This is a genomic window from Massilia sp. 2TAF26 (genome assembly GCF_052115005.1).
Taxonomy (GTDB): domain Bacteria; phylum Pseudomonadota; class Gammaproteobacteria; order Burkholderiales; family Burkholderiaceae_D; genus Telluria.
This window is the reverse complement of the sequence record NZ_JBFRFV010000052.1, coordinates 1-14,225: the sequence shown is the minus strand read 5'-3', so window position 1 is coordinate 14,225 and position 14,225 is coordinate 1. Positions and strand designations below refer to the sequence as shown.

Sequence of the window (14,225 nt, the reverse complement as noted above, 5' to 3'; positions counted from 1 at the left end):
CCGTTACTCATTGCTGAGCAACGTTATACTTTTTGTGAACATTTGATAATTTAAGCATTCAGCACCCCGAAGGATGCTGGCACTTCATCAAACGCCCACACTTATCGACTGTTGATTGTTAAAGATCGTATTCGGTACTGCCTTGCTGCATCCGGCGAATCGTTTTGTTCGTCAGCAGCAGAGAAGCGAGATTATGCAGTGTTTCGCAGTGTTCGTCAACTCATCCTTTTCTGCAGTGTGCACTCGGTGTTGAATCTCGACGTGCGCTGCAGAAGCAGGACGCGAACTATAGCAAAGCCGCCTGCAGTCTGCAACGCTTGCCCGTATGCTATCTTTGCCGCTTTTATCACTCCCCCGCCCGCATGCGCCTGCCTTCCATTACCACTACCGCACATCCCGAACTCGCCAGCCGGCTCGACGATGCGATCAATAACAAGACCAAGCCGCTCGGCAGCCTCGGCGCACTGGAAAGTCTGGCAAAGCAGCTCGGCCTGATCCAGCAGACCGTCGCGGTATCGGTCGACCGGCCGGCCGTCATCGTGTTCGCGGGTGACCACGGCGTGGTCGCCGAAGGCATCTCGGCCTACCCGCAGGACGTGACCTGGCAGATGGTCGAGAACTTCCTCGCCGACGGCGCCGCCATCAATGTGTTCGCGCGCCAGAATGGCGCCGCCTTATATATCGTCGACGCGGGTGTGAATCACGACTTCGGCCCGCGCCCCGGTCTCCTCGACCGCAAAGTCGCCCATGGCACCCGCAACTTCGCGCTCGAACCCGCGATGACGGCCGAACAATGTGCGACGGCGATGGAACATGGCGCGGCCCTGGTGGCTGAGCTGCCGGGCAATGTGGTCGGCTTTGGCGAGATGGGCATCGGGAACACGACCGCCGCCGCCGCGCTGATGCACAAGCTGGCCGGCGTAGCGGTCGCGGATTGCGTCGGCGCCGGCACCGGCCTGTCCTCGCAGGGCGTGCTGCGCAAGCAGCATGTGATCGAAGCGGCCGTCGAGCGCCATGCCGGCGTGAGCGATCCGCTCGGCGTGCTGGCCACTTTCGGCGGCTTCGAAATCGCGATGATGGCCGGCGCCATGCTGCAGGCGGCATCCATGCGCAAAACCCTGCTGATCGACGGCTTCATCGTCAGCTCCGCCCTGCTCGCCGCCAGCCGCATGGCGCCCGCCATCCTCGACTACTGCGTGTTCGCGCACTGCTCCGACGAAGCCGGCCACCGCCGCATGCTGGAGCAGCTGGGCGCCCGTCCGCTGCTGCAGCTGGGGATGCGCCTGGGCGAAGGTACCGGCGCCGCGCTCGCGCTGCCGCTGCTGCACGCGGCCGCCAACTTCCTGAACGAGATGGCGACCTTCTCGTCGGCCAGCGTCAGCGAAAAATCCGCCACCGAATAAAGACACCAAGATGCAGCAGGTCCGCCTCTTCTTCATCGCGCTGCAGTTCTTCACGCGGCTGCCGATTCCATCCTGGGTCGGCTTCGAAGCCAGCTGGTTGCAGCACGCCTCGCGCTACTTCCCGCTGGTCGGCTGCGTGGTCGCGGCCATAGCGGCCGGCGTCTACTTCGCCGCCGCCCTCGTGCTGCCGGCGCCGGTAGCGGCCGTACTGTCGACCGCTGCCTCGATCTACCTGACCGGCGCCTTCCATGAGGACGGCTTCGCCGATACCTGCGACGGCCTGGGCGGCGGCATGACGCGCGAGCGCGTGCTCGAGATCATGAAGGATTCGCGGGTCGGCGCCTACGGTGCGATCGGCATCGTCTGCATGTTGGCCGTCAAGCTGACGGCGCTGGCGATGCTGCCGCCGCGCGTGGCGGTCGGCGCCCTGTTCCTGGCTCACCCCCTGTCGCGCCTGGCCGCCGCCTCGCTGATCTGGAAGCTGGACTATGTGCGCGGCGAAGGCAAGGCCAAGCCGCTGGCCCAGCAGATGAGCAGCACAGAATTCGCGATCGCGACGATCGCCGCCCTGCTGCCGGTGCCGGTCCTGCTGGCGAGCGGCTGGATCGCATCGTCGGCCGTGCTGGCGGCCTTGCTGGCGGCCCTGCTTGCCGCCTTGTGGCTGGGCCGCAAGCTGCACATCCGCCTCGGCGGCTATACCGGCGACTGCCTGGGCGCAGTGCAGCAACTGGCCGAAGCGCTGATCTATGTGGGCGTGCTGGCCACCCTCGGCCATGGCGCCTGGACCTGAGCCGTGAAGCTGCACCTGGTCCGCCATCCGCAGCCGGAGGTCGGCCAGGGCCTGTGCTACGGCGCCAGCGACGTCGCGGTCACGCAAGCCGAGCTCGCGCGCGTGCACGCCAGCCTGCGCATGGCCGGCCTGCCCGGGCAGCTGCCGGTGATTGCCAGTCCGCTGCGGCGCTGCGCCGAGCTGGCGCGGCGCTTGCAGCCGCACAGCCTGCGCTTCGATGCGCGCCTGGCCGAAATGGATTTCGGCCGCTGGGAGCTGCAGCCCTGGGACGCGATCCCGCGCGAAGAAGTCGATGCCTGGGCCGCCGACCTGCTCCTCTACCGCCCCGGCGGCGCCGAATGCGTTCTCGATGTCGCCCGCCGCGTGGCCGCCTTCAGCGACGACCTGCGCCAGGCCGGCGATGCCGAAGCGCTGCTGGTCTGCCATGCCGGCACCATCCGTCTCCTGAGCGCCATGCAAGGCGCCGGGAGCCTCGACGAAGCCGCATTGAACGCCGCCCGCAAGCCGCACCGCATCGCTTACGGCGAAGTCGTCACGCTGGAAGTTTGACAACACGGCGGGCTATTCGCCGTATAATGTCGGCGTTTTGGTGCTCGCGCCTGTGTTCTCAGGCGCAGTTAAACGGGAAACACGAAGCTCTTCGAACGAGCCGACGTGTGCTGCCCCCGCAACGGTAAGCAAGTGCCGCGTGATGCGAAAGCTGATGCGGCAACCGTCTTCTCATACCACTGTGCGCAAGCATGGGAAGGTCAGACGGCCACACTTGCCAGCCCGGATACCGGCCAAAAGGTGGAAGCGGCCGGCTTGCCGGCGCTTCTGTTCAATCTGGCCTACGGGGACGTCGGCCGGTTGTCCACGAAAGAAAACATCGTCATGAGCTTTCCCGTTTCACGGCAGGCGGCCGCGCCCCTGCTCGCCCTCACCCTTGCCCTACCTTCGATTTCCGCCCTCGCCGATCCATCGCTCGAGACCGTCGTCGTCACCGCCGCCCGCACGCCCCAGCGTGCCGACGAGGTGATACCCGACGTCACCGTCATCTCCAGCGACGAAGTCGCCCGCGCCGGCGCCGGTTCGGTCGCCGACCTGCTGCGCCGCCAGCGCGGCATCGAGATCGTGCGCAACGGCGGCCCGGGCGCCAGCACCAGCGTCTATCTGCGCGGCGCCAACAGCAACCAGGTCGTGGTCCTGATCGACGGCGTGCGCATCGGCTCCTCGACCACCGGCGCCGCCAGCTGGAATGCGATCCCGCTGTCCTCCATCGACCACATCGAGATCGTCTACGGCCCGCTCAGCTCCCTGTACGGTGCCGACGCGATCGGCGGCGTGGTGCAGATCTTCACGAAGAAGAGCGCGGGCACGCCCGCCTTCAGCGCCAGCGCCGGCGGCGGCACCTACGGCACCAGCCAGGTCGACGCCAGCGTGCACGGCTCCACCGGCGGAGACCACAGCGTCAGCTACGCCCTGAGCAGCGCGCGCGAGGATTCGGACGGCTTTTCGAGCACCCGCCCCGGCTCGTCGAGCTACAACAAGGACGACGACGGCTACACCCGCAACAGCGTGAACGGCCGCCTGGCCGTGCAGCTCGCGCCGGGGCATGAAGTGGGCGCGCAATTCCTGAAGAGCCGCCTGCGCGCGCAGTACGACAGCGGCGCCTCCAGCTACGACACCCACAGCGAGCAGGACATCGACAGCTATGCCGTGTTCCTGAACGACCGCATCCTGCCGAACTGGCGCAGCAGCCTGCAGGCCGCCCGCTCGAACGACAGGCTGGGCAGCTTCACCAGCGCGGCCGCCAGCGGCGCCAGCCAGATCGACACGCGCCAGGACGAATACACCTGGCAGAATACCTTCGACCTCGACGGCGATACCCTGCAGGTCCTGTTCGGCCACCGCAAGGAAGAGGTGCTGTCCAGCTCCAGTACGGCCCTGAACCGTTCGCGCATCACCAACTCGGTCGCCGCCGCCTACGATATGCACCACGGCAGCCACCTGCTCGATCTCAGCCTGCGCAACGACCATTCCGTCTACGGCGGCAAGACCACCGGCGCGGCCGGCTATGGCTACGAGTTCAGCAAGGACTTGCGCGCCACCGCCAGCGTCGGCACCAGCTTCCGCGCGCCGACCTACAACGAGCTGTACTACCCGGGTTACGGCCTGCCGACCAACAAGCCGGAACAGGGCCGCAATGCGGAAGTGGGCCTGCGCTGGCAGGTTGCCGGCGCCGAGCTGCAGGCGAACTACTACCGCAACCGCCTGACCGACATGATCGTGACGGTCAACCCCTGCCCGAGCCGCACCGGCAGCTGCGCCTACAATGTCAACCACGCCCTGCTCGAAGGCCTGACGATGTCGGCCGAGACTCGCCTGCACAGCCTCGACCTGCGCGCCAGCGTCGACCTCCAGGATCCGCGCGACGAAACCACCGGCAAGCAGCTGGCGCGCCGTTCGCGCCGCCACGCCAGCCTGACGGCCGGCTACGCGCTCGACCAGTTCGACCTTGGCGCCGAGCTGCAGGCCTCCGGCCGCCGCTTCGACGACGCTGCCAACCTCAATCGCCTGGGTGGCTACGGCCTGCTGAACCTGTACACTACGTGGCGGTTCACGCGCGACTGGTCGGTGCTGCTGCGCCTCGACAATGCGGCGGACAAGCGCTACGACCTGGCGCGCAACTACGGCACGGCCGGACGCAGCTGGTTCGCCGCGCTGCGCTACGGGATCCGTTAATTCACTCATCAAGCCAGCATGCATCCACTCCATCATTCCGCCGCGCGCCGGCGCACCACCATGATCGTCGGCTCGCTCCTGCTTGCCGCCCTTGCCTGCCTGCTGTTCTCCGGCACCACGGGTTCGGTCACGGTCGGGCTGGCGGAACTGCCGGACGCGGTGAACCAGGTGCTTCACGGCCGCCAGGACACGCTGGCGGCTTCGCTGCTGGCGCTGCGCGCCGGCCGTGCGCTGACGGCCTTCGTCACCGGCGGCGCGCTGGCGCTGGCGGGCATCATGATGCAGGCCCTGCTGCGCAACCCGCTGGCCGATCCTTATGTACTGGGGATCTCGGCCGGGGCCTCGGTCGGCGCCCTGTTCGCGCTCCTGATGATGTGCGCGGCGGTGGTGGTCGACGGTGCCGCCCTGCTCGGTGCGGTGGCGGTGTCGATGTTGCTGTATATATTGGCGCGCCGCGACATGCGCGGCGGCGTGGCGGCCGAAGGCGGCACCTCGACCCTGCTGCTGACCGGCGTCATCCTGATGTCGGCGTGCATGGCCCTGGTGACGCTGATGCTGTCGATCGCGCCCGAAGGCGCCCTGCGCAACATGGTGTTCTGGATGATCGGCGACCTGGCCGGCACGCCGCTGCGCGTGCTGCCCTGGGTCGTGCTGGCCGGCGGCCTCGCTTTTGCCCTCCGCAATGCGCGCGCGATGAACGTGCTGGCCCTGCATGCCGATACCGCGCGCACGCTCGGCATCGAAGTCGGCCGGCTGCGTAAGGGCCTGTTCTTCGTCTCCGGCGTGCTGACCGCCAGCGCGGTGACGAACGCGGGTTCGATCGGCTTCGTCGGCCTGATCGTGCCGCATGCCTGCCGCTTCGCCTTCGGCCCGGACCACCGGGTGCTGATTCCCTCGGCCGTGCTGCTGGGCGGCAGCTTCCTGGTGTTGTGCGACACCCTGGCGCGCACCGTGATCGCCCCGACCCAGCTGCCGGTGGGCGCCATCACGGCCCTGATCGGCGCGCCGGTCTTCCTGTACCAACTGCACCAACTGCGCAAATAAGATGATTACTACCGAAGGACTCACGCTGGAGGTGGCCGACCGCACGCTGGTGCGGGACCTCGACTGGGCCGTGCAGGCCGGCGAATGCTGGAGCATCATCGGCCGCAACGGCGCCGGCAAGAGTACCCTGCTGCGCACCGTGGCCGGGCTGCGCGGCGCGAACCAGGGCACGGTAAGACTCGACGGCCGCATGCTGGACGACTGGCCGCTGGAAGAGCTGGCGCGCCAGCGCGCCTACCTGGCGCAGTCGCGCACCGACGCCTTCGCCTACAGCGCGATCGACACCGTGCTGTCGGCGCGCCACCCCTACCATGCGAACCGCTACTGGGAAGGCAGCGACGACCATCAGGCCGCCCTGCGGGCCCTGGCGGCGATGGAAGTCGAGCACCTGGCCCGGCGCGACGTGCGCACCCTGTCCGGCGGCGAGCGCCAGCGCGTCGCGATCGCCGCCCTGCTGGCCCAGGACACGCCCCTGCTACTGCTGGACGAGCCGGCCAATGCGCTCGACCTGGCCCACCAGGTGAGCGTGACCGGCCTGCTCGCGCGGCTGTGCCGGCGCGAGCGCAAGACGGTCGTCATGATCGGCCACGACCTCAACCTGGCCTACGGCATCTCCACCCACGCCCTGCTGCTGCGCGGCGACGGCGGCTGGCTGGCCGGACCGGTCGCGCAGGTGATGCAGCCGGCCCTGCTGGGCGACTACCTCGGCCACCCGATCGAGATGATCGAACACGGCGGCCGCCGCATCTTCATTCCTTTCGAAGACCACCATGAACGACATGACCCCTGAAGACACTGCTTCCGCTACTACGGCGCTGAACGAGCGCCACCGCCAGCGCATGGAGCGCAAGAAGGCCGTCATCGACGCCAAGATCGCGGCCGCCGACAAGAAGATCGGCATCATCATCGTCAATACCGGCAACGGCAAGGGCAAGAGCTCGAGCGCCTTCGGAATGGCGATGCGCGCGCTGGGCCACGGCATGAAGGTGGGCGTGGTCCAGTTCATCAAGGGCGCGATGTCGACCGGCGAAGAACGTTTTCTCCGCCGCTTTCCCGACGAAGTCAGCTTCCACGCGATGGGCGAAGGCTATACCTGGGAAACCCAGAACCGCGAACGCGACATCGCCAAGGCCGAGGAAGCATGGCAGCAGGCGAAACGCTTCCTGGCCGATCCGGAGGTCGGCCTGGTGGTGCTGGACGAGCTGAACATCGCCCTCAAATACCGCTACCTGGACGTGCACACGGTGATCGCCGACCTGCTCGACCGCCCCGCCATGCAGCACGTGGTGGTGACCGGCCGTGCGGCGCCGCCCGAACTGATCGAAGTGGCCGATACCGTCACCGAGATGAACGTGGTCAAGCACGCCTTCAAGGCGGGCATCGCGGCGCAGGCCGGCACGGAGTGGTGATGGATCATCCCGGCGCACGCATGCTGCTGGTGGCGGCCACCGCTTCCGGCCAGGGCAAGACCACCGTCACCGCCGCCCTCGCGCGCGGCCTGGTTCGCCAGGGCCAGCGCGTACGCGTCTTCAAGTGCGGTCCCGATTTCATCGACCCGATGCTGCTCGAGCGCGCCTGCGGTGCGACCGTGCACACCCTCGATTTGTGGATGGTCGGCCTGCAGGAGTGCCGGCGCCGCCTGGCGGCAGCCGCGCGCGAGGCCGACGTGGTGCTGATCGAAGGCGTGATGGGCCTGTACGACGGCAACCCGTCGGCCGCCGACCTCTCGCGCGCCTTCGACATTCCGGTGCTGGCCGTGATCGACGCTTCCAGCATGGCGCAGACCGCCGGCGCCGTGGTGCAGGGCCTGCGCGACTACGGTCCGGTGCAGATGGCCGGCGTGGTCGCCAACCGCGTGGCCAGCGAAGGCCACCGCCAGATGGTGGCGGCTTCGCTGCGCGGCATTCCGCTGCTGGCGACCTTGCCGAAACAGGCGCGCCGCCTGCCCGAGCGTCACCTGGGCCTGGTGCTGCCTGGCGAAGTCGACGACATCGACGCCATCCTCGACGAGCTGGCCGACCAGCTGCACCTCGACACCGAGGCCTGGCAGGCGCTGACGCCGCGCCTGCCGGAACACTCCGATCCGGAACAAGCGATTCCGCCGCTGCTGGCCGGGAAGACGGTGGCGATCGCGCGCGACGCCGCCTTCTGCTTCATCTATCCCGCCAACCTGGACGTGCTGCGCAGCCTCGGCGCACAACTCCGCTTTTTCTCGCCGCTTGCCGGCGAGCCCGTACCGCCGGGGACGGACGCCGTCTGGCTGCCCGGTGGTTATCCGGAGCTGCATACGGAAGCCCTGTCCCGGGCGGCGCCTTGGCGCGACTCGATCCGCGCCATCCACGCCGCCGGCCTGCCGATCCTGGCGGAGTGCGGCGGCATGATGGCGGTCGCGGAATCGATCACCGACAAGGACGGCCAGTGCTGGGCCATGCCGGCCCTGCTGCCCGGCCGGGTCGTCATGCAGCAGCGCCTGGCCGGGCTCGGGTCGCAGGGAATGCCGACCGCCGCCGGCGAGCTGCGCGGCCACACCTTCCATTACTCGACCATGGACACCGACCTTGAACCGGTCGCGTACACGGTCAAGCAGCCATCGGGCCTGCGCGGCGAAGCGGTGTACCGGCACGGTTCGCTGACGGCTTCCTACTTCCACGGCTTTTTCGCCTCCAATCCCCTGGCGGCGGCCGGCCTGTTCACGCAGGAGACACCATGAGCCGCACCCTCGTCTTCGGCGGCGCCCGTTCCGGCAAAAGCGCTCTGGCCGAGCGCCTGGCGCGCGAATCCGGCAAGGAAGTGGTCTACCTGGCGACCTCGCATGCCGGCGACGCCGAGATGGCGGCGCGCATCGCCCACCATCGCGAACGCCGCCCCGAAGCCTGGCAGACGGTGGAGGAGCCGGCCGCGCTGGCCCGGGCCCTGCGCCGGCTGTGCGCGCCGGACCGCATCGTGCTGGTCGACTGCCTGACCCTGTGGCTCAGCAACCTGATGTTTTCGACGCAGCAGGAATTTCCGGAGGTCGGCAAGGTCGAGCTGCCGCCCCTGTTCACCTGGGAGCGTTCCGACCTGCTGGCCTGGCTGGACGAAGCGCCCGCCGGTGAAGTCATCTTCGTCTCGAACGAAGTCGGCATGGGCATCGTGCCGGTCGGTGCGGTGTCGCGCAGCTTCGTCGACGAAGCCGGGCGCCTGAACCAGGAAGTGGCGGCGCGCTGCGAGCGCGTGCTGTTCGTCGCCGCCGGCCTGCCGCTGGCCCTGAAGGGATCGCCGTGCTGAGCGGAGTGGCGCCGCTCACGCTCGCACTGCTGCTGGCGGCCGGGGTCGCGCTCGACCTGCTGCTGGGCGAAGCGCGGCGCTGGCATCCGCTGGTCGGCTTCGGCCGCCTGGCGCAGTGGCTGGAACGGCGCATGAACAACGGCGGCCGGCGCATCGCCCGCGGAACGCTGGGCTGGGCGCTGGCGGTGCTGCCCCCTAGCTGCATTGCCGCCTGGCTGTGCGCTGCCGAGGGCGCGGCCGGCCTGGCCTGTCACGCGATTCTGCTTTACCTCTGCCTCGGCCTGCGCAGCCTGCGCGACCACACGCTGCCGATCCACGAGGCGCTGACGAGCGGCGACCTGGCGCGCGCACGCTGGCTGACCTCGCGCATCGTCAGCCGCGACACCTCGGATGCGGGCGAAGCCGAGCTGGCCAAGGCCGGCGCCGAATCGCTGCTTGAAAACGGCAACGACGCCGTGTTCGGCACCCTGTTCTGGTTCCTGGTCGGTGGCGGCGCCGGCGCCCTGCTGTTCCGCCTGGCGAACACACTGGACGCGATGTGGGGTTACCGGAATACGCGTTTCAATCGGTTCGGCCGCGTGGCCGCGCGCCTCGACGACGCCCTGAACTATGTGCCGGCGCGCCTGACCGCGCTGTCGTATGCGCTGCTGGCGCCCGCCGCCGGCCGCCTGCGCGCGCTGCGCTGCTGGCGCACCCAGGCGCCCGCATGGAGCAGCCCGAACGCGGGCCCGGTGATGGCCAGCGGCGCCGGTGCCCTCGGCATCAGCCTGGGCGGCGCCGCGGTCTATGACGGACAGGTCGAGCAGCGGCCGGTGCTGGGCAGCGGCCCGGCCGCCGCCGCCGGCGATATTCGGCGCGCCTGGCGCCTGGTCTTCCATACCACCCTGCTGTGGACCGTCGCCGCACTCGGCCTCGGCGCCGTCCTCTACCAGATCGGAGCGCCCCATGCTTGAACACGGCGGCAATCTGCGCGAAGCCCGGCGGCGCTATGGTGGCGAGGACTGGATCGACCTTTCCACCGGCATCAACCCGGCCGGCTATCCGGCGCCGGCGTTGCCGCCCGACGCCTGGCAGCGCCTGCCGGAACCGGATCCGGCGCTCGTCGATGCCGCCTGCGCCTGGTACGGCACCCATACGCTGCTGCCGGTGGCCGGCACCCAGGCCGCGATCCAGGCCGTGCCGCGCCTGCGCCCGCCGTCGCGGGTGACGGTGGCCGCGCCCTCGTATGCGGAGCATGCCCATCACTGGGCACAGCACGGCCACACCTTGCGCCTGACCGGCTACCCGATGCTCGACGCCGCGGTGGGCAACAGCGACGTGGTCGTGGTCTGCAACCCGAACAATCCGACCGGCGATGTGGTCCCGCCGGACACGCTGCTGCGCTGGGCCGCGGAGCTGGGCGCGCGCGGCGGCTGGCTGGTGGTCGACGAAGCCTTCGGCGACACGGCGCCGGCACTGAGCGTGGCCGCGCATGCCGGCCGACCGGGACTGGTGGTGCTGCGCTCGGTCGGCAAGTTCTTCGGCCTGGCCGGACTGCGGCTGGGTTTCGTGGCGGCCGAGGCGCCGCTGCTGGCGGCGCTGGCGGACCTGCTCGGGCCCTGGACGGTCAGCGGCCCTGCCCAGCAGGTTGCGCTGGCGGCGCTGGGCGACGCGGCGTGGCGGCAGGCGACGCAGGAGCGCCTGGCGCGCGATGGCGCCCGGCTGCGCGGACTGCTCGCGGCCTACGGCATCAAGGCGTCCGGCACGCCGCTGTTTCACTGGTGGGCGGAACGACGCCCCGAGGAATTTCATGAACATATGGCGCGCCACGCGATCTGGGTGCGCCTGTTCCGCCAGGCGGCGCGCGGCATCCGCCTCGGCCTGCCGGCCCGGGAACCGGACTGGCACCGTATCGAACACGCACTTCAAGAATGGAAGCACCGATGAACACTTCGAAAGCACTGATCTTGCTGGCCGCCCTGGCGGCTGGCCAGGTCCAGGCCGCCGTCACCGTCAAGGACGACGACGGCAATACCGTCACCCTGCAGAAGCCGGCCCAGCGCGTGATCTCGCTGGCCCCGCACGTCACCGAACTGCTGTTCGCGGCCGGCGGCGGCAGCCATGTGGTCGGGGTGGTCTCTTACAGCGACTTCCCGGAAGAAGCGAAGAAGATCCCGCAGATCGGCTCCAACCGCGAGGTCGACCTGGAACGCATCATGGCGCTCAAGCCCGACCTGATCGTGGTCTGGCGCCACGGCAGCTCCGAGCGCCAGATCGATATGGTGCGCAAGCTCGGCGTGCCGCTCTACCACAGCGAACCAATCAAGCTCGAGGACATTCCGGAAAGCCTGGCCAGGCTCGGCCAGCTGATGGGCACCGAGAAAGTGGCCAACCCGGCCGCCGCCGAGCTGCGCCAGCAGCTGGCCAGCCTGCGCAGCCGCTATGCCAGCCGCCCGACGGTGCGGACCTTCTACCAGGTCTGGGACAAGCCGCTCTACACCCTCAGCGGCAAGCACATCGTCAGCGATGCGCTGCGCCTGTGCGGCGGCGAAAACATCTTCGCCAAGCTCCCGGTGACGGCGCCGGTGGTCAGCGTGGAAGGCGTCCTGCAGGAGAATCCGGAAGCGATCTTCGCCACGGCCGAAAAGAACTACGGCGGCGTGAACATGTGGAAGCCTTATGGCACCCTGCTGGCGGTACGCAACGATAACCTGTTCACCATCGACGGCAACCTGCTGAACCGCTCCGGCCCGCGCATGATTCCAGGGGCCGCGATGCTGTGCGAGAAGCTCGAACTCGCGCGCCAGCACCGGACCAAATGAAGCCCTTTCCCTACCGGACCCTGATGATCCAGGGGACGACCTCCGATGCCGGCAAGAGCACCGTGGTGGCCGCCCTGTGCCGGCTCTTGAAACGATCCGGCGTGAAGGTGGCGCCGTTCAAGCCGCAGAACATGGCGCTCAACAGCGCAGTCACGAAAGACGGCGGCGAGATCGGACGCGCCCAGGCCCTGCAGGCGATCGCCGCCGGCGTCGAGCCGCACACGGATTTCAATCCGGTGCTGCTGAAGCCCTCCAGCGACATCGGCGCCCAGGTCATCATCCACGGCCGCGTGCGTGCCGAGATGAACGCGCGCGACTACCACCAGTACAAGACGGTGGCGATGGGGGCGGTGCTGGAATCGCATGCGAGGCTGCTGTCCCAGTACGAAAGCATCATCGTCGAGGGCGCCGGCAGCCCGGCCGAGATCAACCTGCGCGACCGCGACATCGCCAACATGGGCTTTGCCGAAGTCGTCGACTGCCCGGTGGTGCTGGTGGCCGACATCGACCGCGGCGGCGTGTTCGCCCACATCGTCGGCACCCTGGCTTGCCTGTCCGAGAGCGAGCGCAATCGCATCGCCGGCTTCGTGATCAACCGCTTCCGCGGCGACATCGCGCTGCTCGAGCCGGGCCTCGAATGGCTCGAGCAGCAGACCGGCAAGCCGGTGCTGGCGGTCCTGCCCTATCTGCACGGGCTCTACCTGGATGCGGAAGACGCGGTCCAGGGCGTGACCCGGCGCGAAGGTAAATTCCGCGTGGTGGTACCGAGTACGCCGCGGATGAGCAACCACACCGACTTCGATCCGCTGCGCGCCCACCCCGACGTCGACCTGCGCTTCGTGCGCGAGGGCCAGGCGATTCCGGGCGCCGACCTGATCGTCCTCCCCGGCAGCAAGAACACGCGCGCCGACCTCGCCTGGCTGCAGCGGCAGGGCTGGCAGCAAGCCATCCAGCGTCACCTGCGCTATGGCGGCAAGGTGATCGGCATTTGCGGCGGCTTCCAGATGCTGGGGCGCAGCGTCGACGATCCGGACGGCGTCGAAGGCACGGCGGGCCGATCCGACGCGCTCGGCCTGCTCGACGTGGGCACCGTGCTCACGCGCGACAAACGCCTGGCCAGGGTGAGCGGCCGCTGCGTCTTCGATCCGGCGGCAGCGGGCGCCGCGGTGGAAGGCTACGAAATCCACATGGGCGTGTCGAGCGGCGCCGCACTGGCGCGGCCGGCCTTCGAAATCGACGGCCGCGGCGAAGGCGCATGTTCGAACGACGGCCAGGTCATGGGCAGCTATCTGCACGGGATGTTCGACCATCCCGCCGCCTGCGCCACCCTGCTGCGCTGGGCCGGACTGCACAGCGAACACGCCGTCGACGCCGCAGCCCTGCGCGAAGCCAGCCTGGACCGGATCGCGGATGCGGCTGCCCCCTTGCTTGATAGACTCCTTCTATCATATCGCTAAAATATATCGATTTTACTGATTAAATGAGAATCGCTATCATTCCCTGCACGGTAGAGAACGACAGGAGTTTCCCATGGCAGTGGCACGCAAAGGCAGTCAAGTCATTACCCACCTGGCGATCGGTTTCGCGATCGCCTATGCGGTAACGGGTTCGATGGCCCTGGGCGGACTCGCCGTGCTGATCGAACCGCTGCTGAACGTTCTACTGGTGCCCTTCCATGAAAAAGCCTGGCATCGCTGCCTGCGTGGCGTCGGCGGTCAGCGGCGCTACCTGCTGCTCACGGCCGAGAAGTTCAGCCTGGGCGTCATGCACATGGGTGTCGCCTTCGGGGTGCTGTATTACGCAACCGGGTCGACCGCGCTCGGCGGTCTGGCGGCGGTGCTGGAACCGGTTTGCAATGTGATCCTGATGCCGCTGCACGACCGCATGTGGGACAGGCTGCCGTTCGGCCGCAGCCTGCGGGCGGCCTAATCGTCGGCGTCAAGCGAACTCGGGTGGACAAGCACTGCATGCGCTGAAATTTGCCCGGCTCGCGGCTGCGTTTGCGCTTGAATTGGGGCGCGATTGAAAGCGGTTTCAGGCGCGCCAGAAAAGCAAAAAGCCCGCTCAGTTTGACTGAGCGGGCTTCTGCGAATAATTAGCCTGACGATAACCTACTTTCACACTGGTTGCAGCACTATCATCGGCGCAAAGTCGTTTCACGGTCCTGTTCGGGATGGGAAGGGGTGGTACTACCGA

At 68.3% G+C, this 14,225-nt stretch carries 14 protein-coding genes and 1 riboswitch; all 14 genes read left to right on the top strand.

Annotated features, from left to right (window positions below):
• Nucleotides 1-362 precede the first annotated feature (362 nt).
• On the top strand, nt 363-1,403 hold the full coding sequence (gene cobT / locus AB4Z32_RS27045; protein WP_442124915.1) for a nicotinate-nucleotide--dimethylbenzimidazole phosphoribosyltransferase: 1,041 nt from the start codon (nt 363-365) through the stop codon (nt 1,401-1,403).
• Nucleotides 1,404-1,413: 10 nt separating this feature from the next.
• Nucleotides 1,414-2,193 carry an adenosylcobinamide-GDP ribazoletransferase gene (locus AB4Z32_RS27040; RefSeq protein ID WP_442124914.1) on the top strand — a complete coding sequence of 260 codons (780 nt, stop codon included), beginning with the start codon at nt 1,414-1,416 and terminating at the stop codon, nt 2,191-2,193.
• Between the two features lie 3 nt (nt 2,194-2,196).
• The gene (locus tag AB4Z32_RS27035; protein ID WP_442124913.1) at nt 2,197-2,742 is read left to right on the top strand and encodes a histidine phosphatase family protein; all 546 of its coding nucleotides are present in this window, start codon (nt 2,197-2,199) and stop codon (nt 2,740-2,742) included.
• Between the two features lie 21 nt (nt 2,743-2,763).
• Nucleotides 2,764-2,994, top strand: a riboswitch (cobalamin riboswitch).
• Between the two features lie 72 nt (nt 2,995-3,066).
• A complete protein-coding gene (locus AB4Z32_RS27030) occupies nt 3,067-4,917 on the top strand; it encodes a TonB-dependent receptor plug domain-containing protein (protein WP_442124912.1) in 1,851 nt (616 codons plus the stop codon).
• 18 nt (nt 4,918-4,935) lie between these two features.
• Nucleotides 4,936-5,961 (top strand): FecCD family ABC transporter permease, encoded by a 1,026-nt coding sequence (locus AB4Z32_RS27025; RefSeq protein ID WP_442124911.1) that lies wholly within the window; start codon nt 4,936-4,938, stop codon nt 5,959-5,961.
• 1 nt (nt 5,962) lies between these two features.
• A complete protein-coding gene (locus AB4Z32_RS27020) occupies nt 5,963-6,751 on the top strand; it encodes an ABC transporter ATP-binding protein (RefSeq protein ID WP_442124910.1) in 789 nt (262 codons plus the stop codon).
• The gene (cobO, locus tag AB4Z32_RS27015) at nt 6,732-7,370 is read left to right on the top strand and encodes a cob(I)yrinic acid a,c-diamide adenosyltransferase (protein WP_442124909.1); all 639 of its coding nucleotides are present in this window, start codon (nt 6,732-6,734) and stop codon (nt 7,368-7,370) included. The genes AB4Z32_RS27020 and cobO overlap by 20 nt, the downstream gene beginning before the upstream one ends.
• On the top strand, nt 7,370-8,671 hold the full coding sequence (locus tag AB4Z32_RS27010; RefSeq protein WP_442124908.1) for a cobyrinate a,c-diamide synthase: 1,302 nt from the start codon (nt 7,370-7,372) through the stop codon (nt 8,669-8,671). The genes cobO and AB4Z32_RS27010 overlap by 1 nt, the downstream gene beginning before the upstream one ends.
• Nucleotides 8,668-9,228, top strand: a complete 561-nt coding sequence (cobU, locus tag AB4Z32_RS27005) for a bifunctional adenosylcobinamide kinase/adenosylcobinamide-phosphate guanylyltransferase (RefSeq protein ID WP_442124907.1) — start codon at nt 8,668-8,670, stop codon at nt 9,226-9,228. The genes AB4Z32_RS27010 and cobU overlap by 4 nt, the downstream gene beginning before the upstream one ends.
• The gene (gene cbiB / locus AB4Z32_RS27000; RefSeq protein WP_442124906.1) at nt 9,222-10,181 is read left to right on the top strand and encodes an adenosylcobinamide-phosphate synthase CbiB; all 960 of its coding nucleotides are present in this window, start codon (nt 9,222-9,224) and stop codon (nt 10,179-10,181) included. The genes cobU and cbiB overlap by 7 nt, the downstream gene beginning before the upstream one ends.
• Nucleotides 10,174-11,154: a threonine-phosphate decarboxylase CobD gene (gene cobD / locus AB4Z32_RS26995; RefSeq protein ID WP_442124905.1), complete on the top strand. Its 981-nt coding sequence runs from the start codon at nt 10,174-10,176 to the stop codon at nt 11,152-11,154. The genes cbiB and cobD overlap by 8 nt, the downstream gene beginning before the upstream one ends.
• A complete protein-coding gene (locus AB4Z32_RS26990; RefSeq protein WP_442124904.1) occupies nt 11,151-12,029 on the top strand; it encodes a cobalamin-binding protein in 879 nt (292 codons plus the stop codon). Before cobD ends, AB4Z32_RS26990 begins: the two co-directional genes overlap by 4 nt.
• On the top strand, nt 12,026-13,486 hold the full coding sequence (locus tag AB4Z32_RS26985; RefSeq protein WP_442124903.1) for a cobyric acid synthase: 1,461 nt from the start codon (nt 12,026-12,028) through the stop codon (nt 13,484-13,486). Before AB4Z32_RS26990 ends, AB4Z32_RS26985 begins: the two co-directional genes overlap by 4 nt.
• A gap of 73 nt (nt 13,487-13,559) precedes the next feature.
• Nucleotides 13,560-13,958 (top strand): DUF2061 domain-containing protein, encoded by a 399-nt coding sequence (locus tag AB4Z32_RS26980; RefSeq protein ID WP_442124902.1) that lies wholly within the window; start codon nt 13,560-13,562, stop codon nt 13,956-13,958.
• The last annotated feature ends 267 nt before the right edge of the window (nt 13,959-14,225 follow it).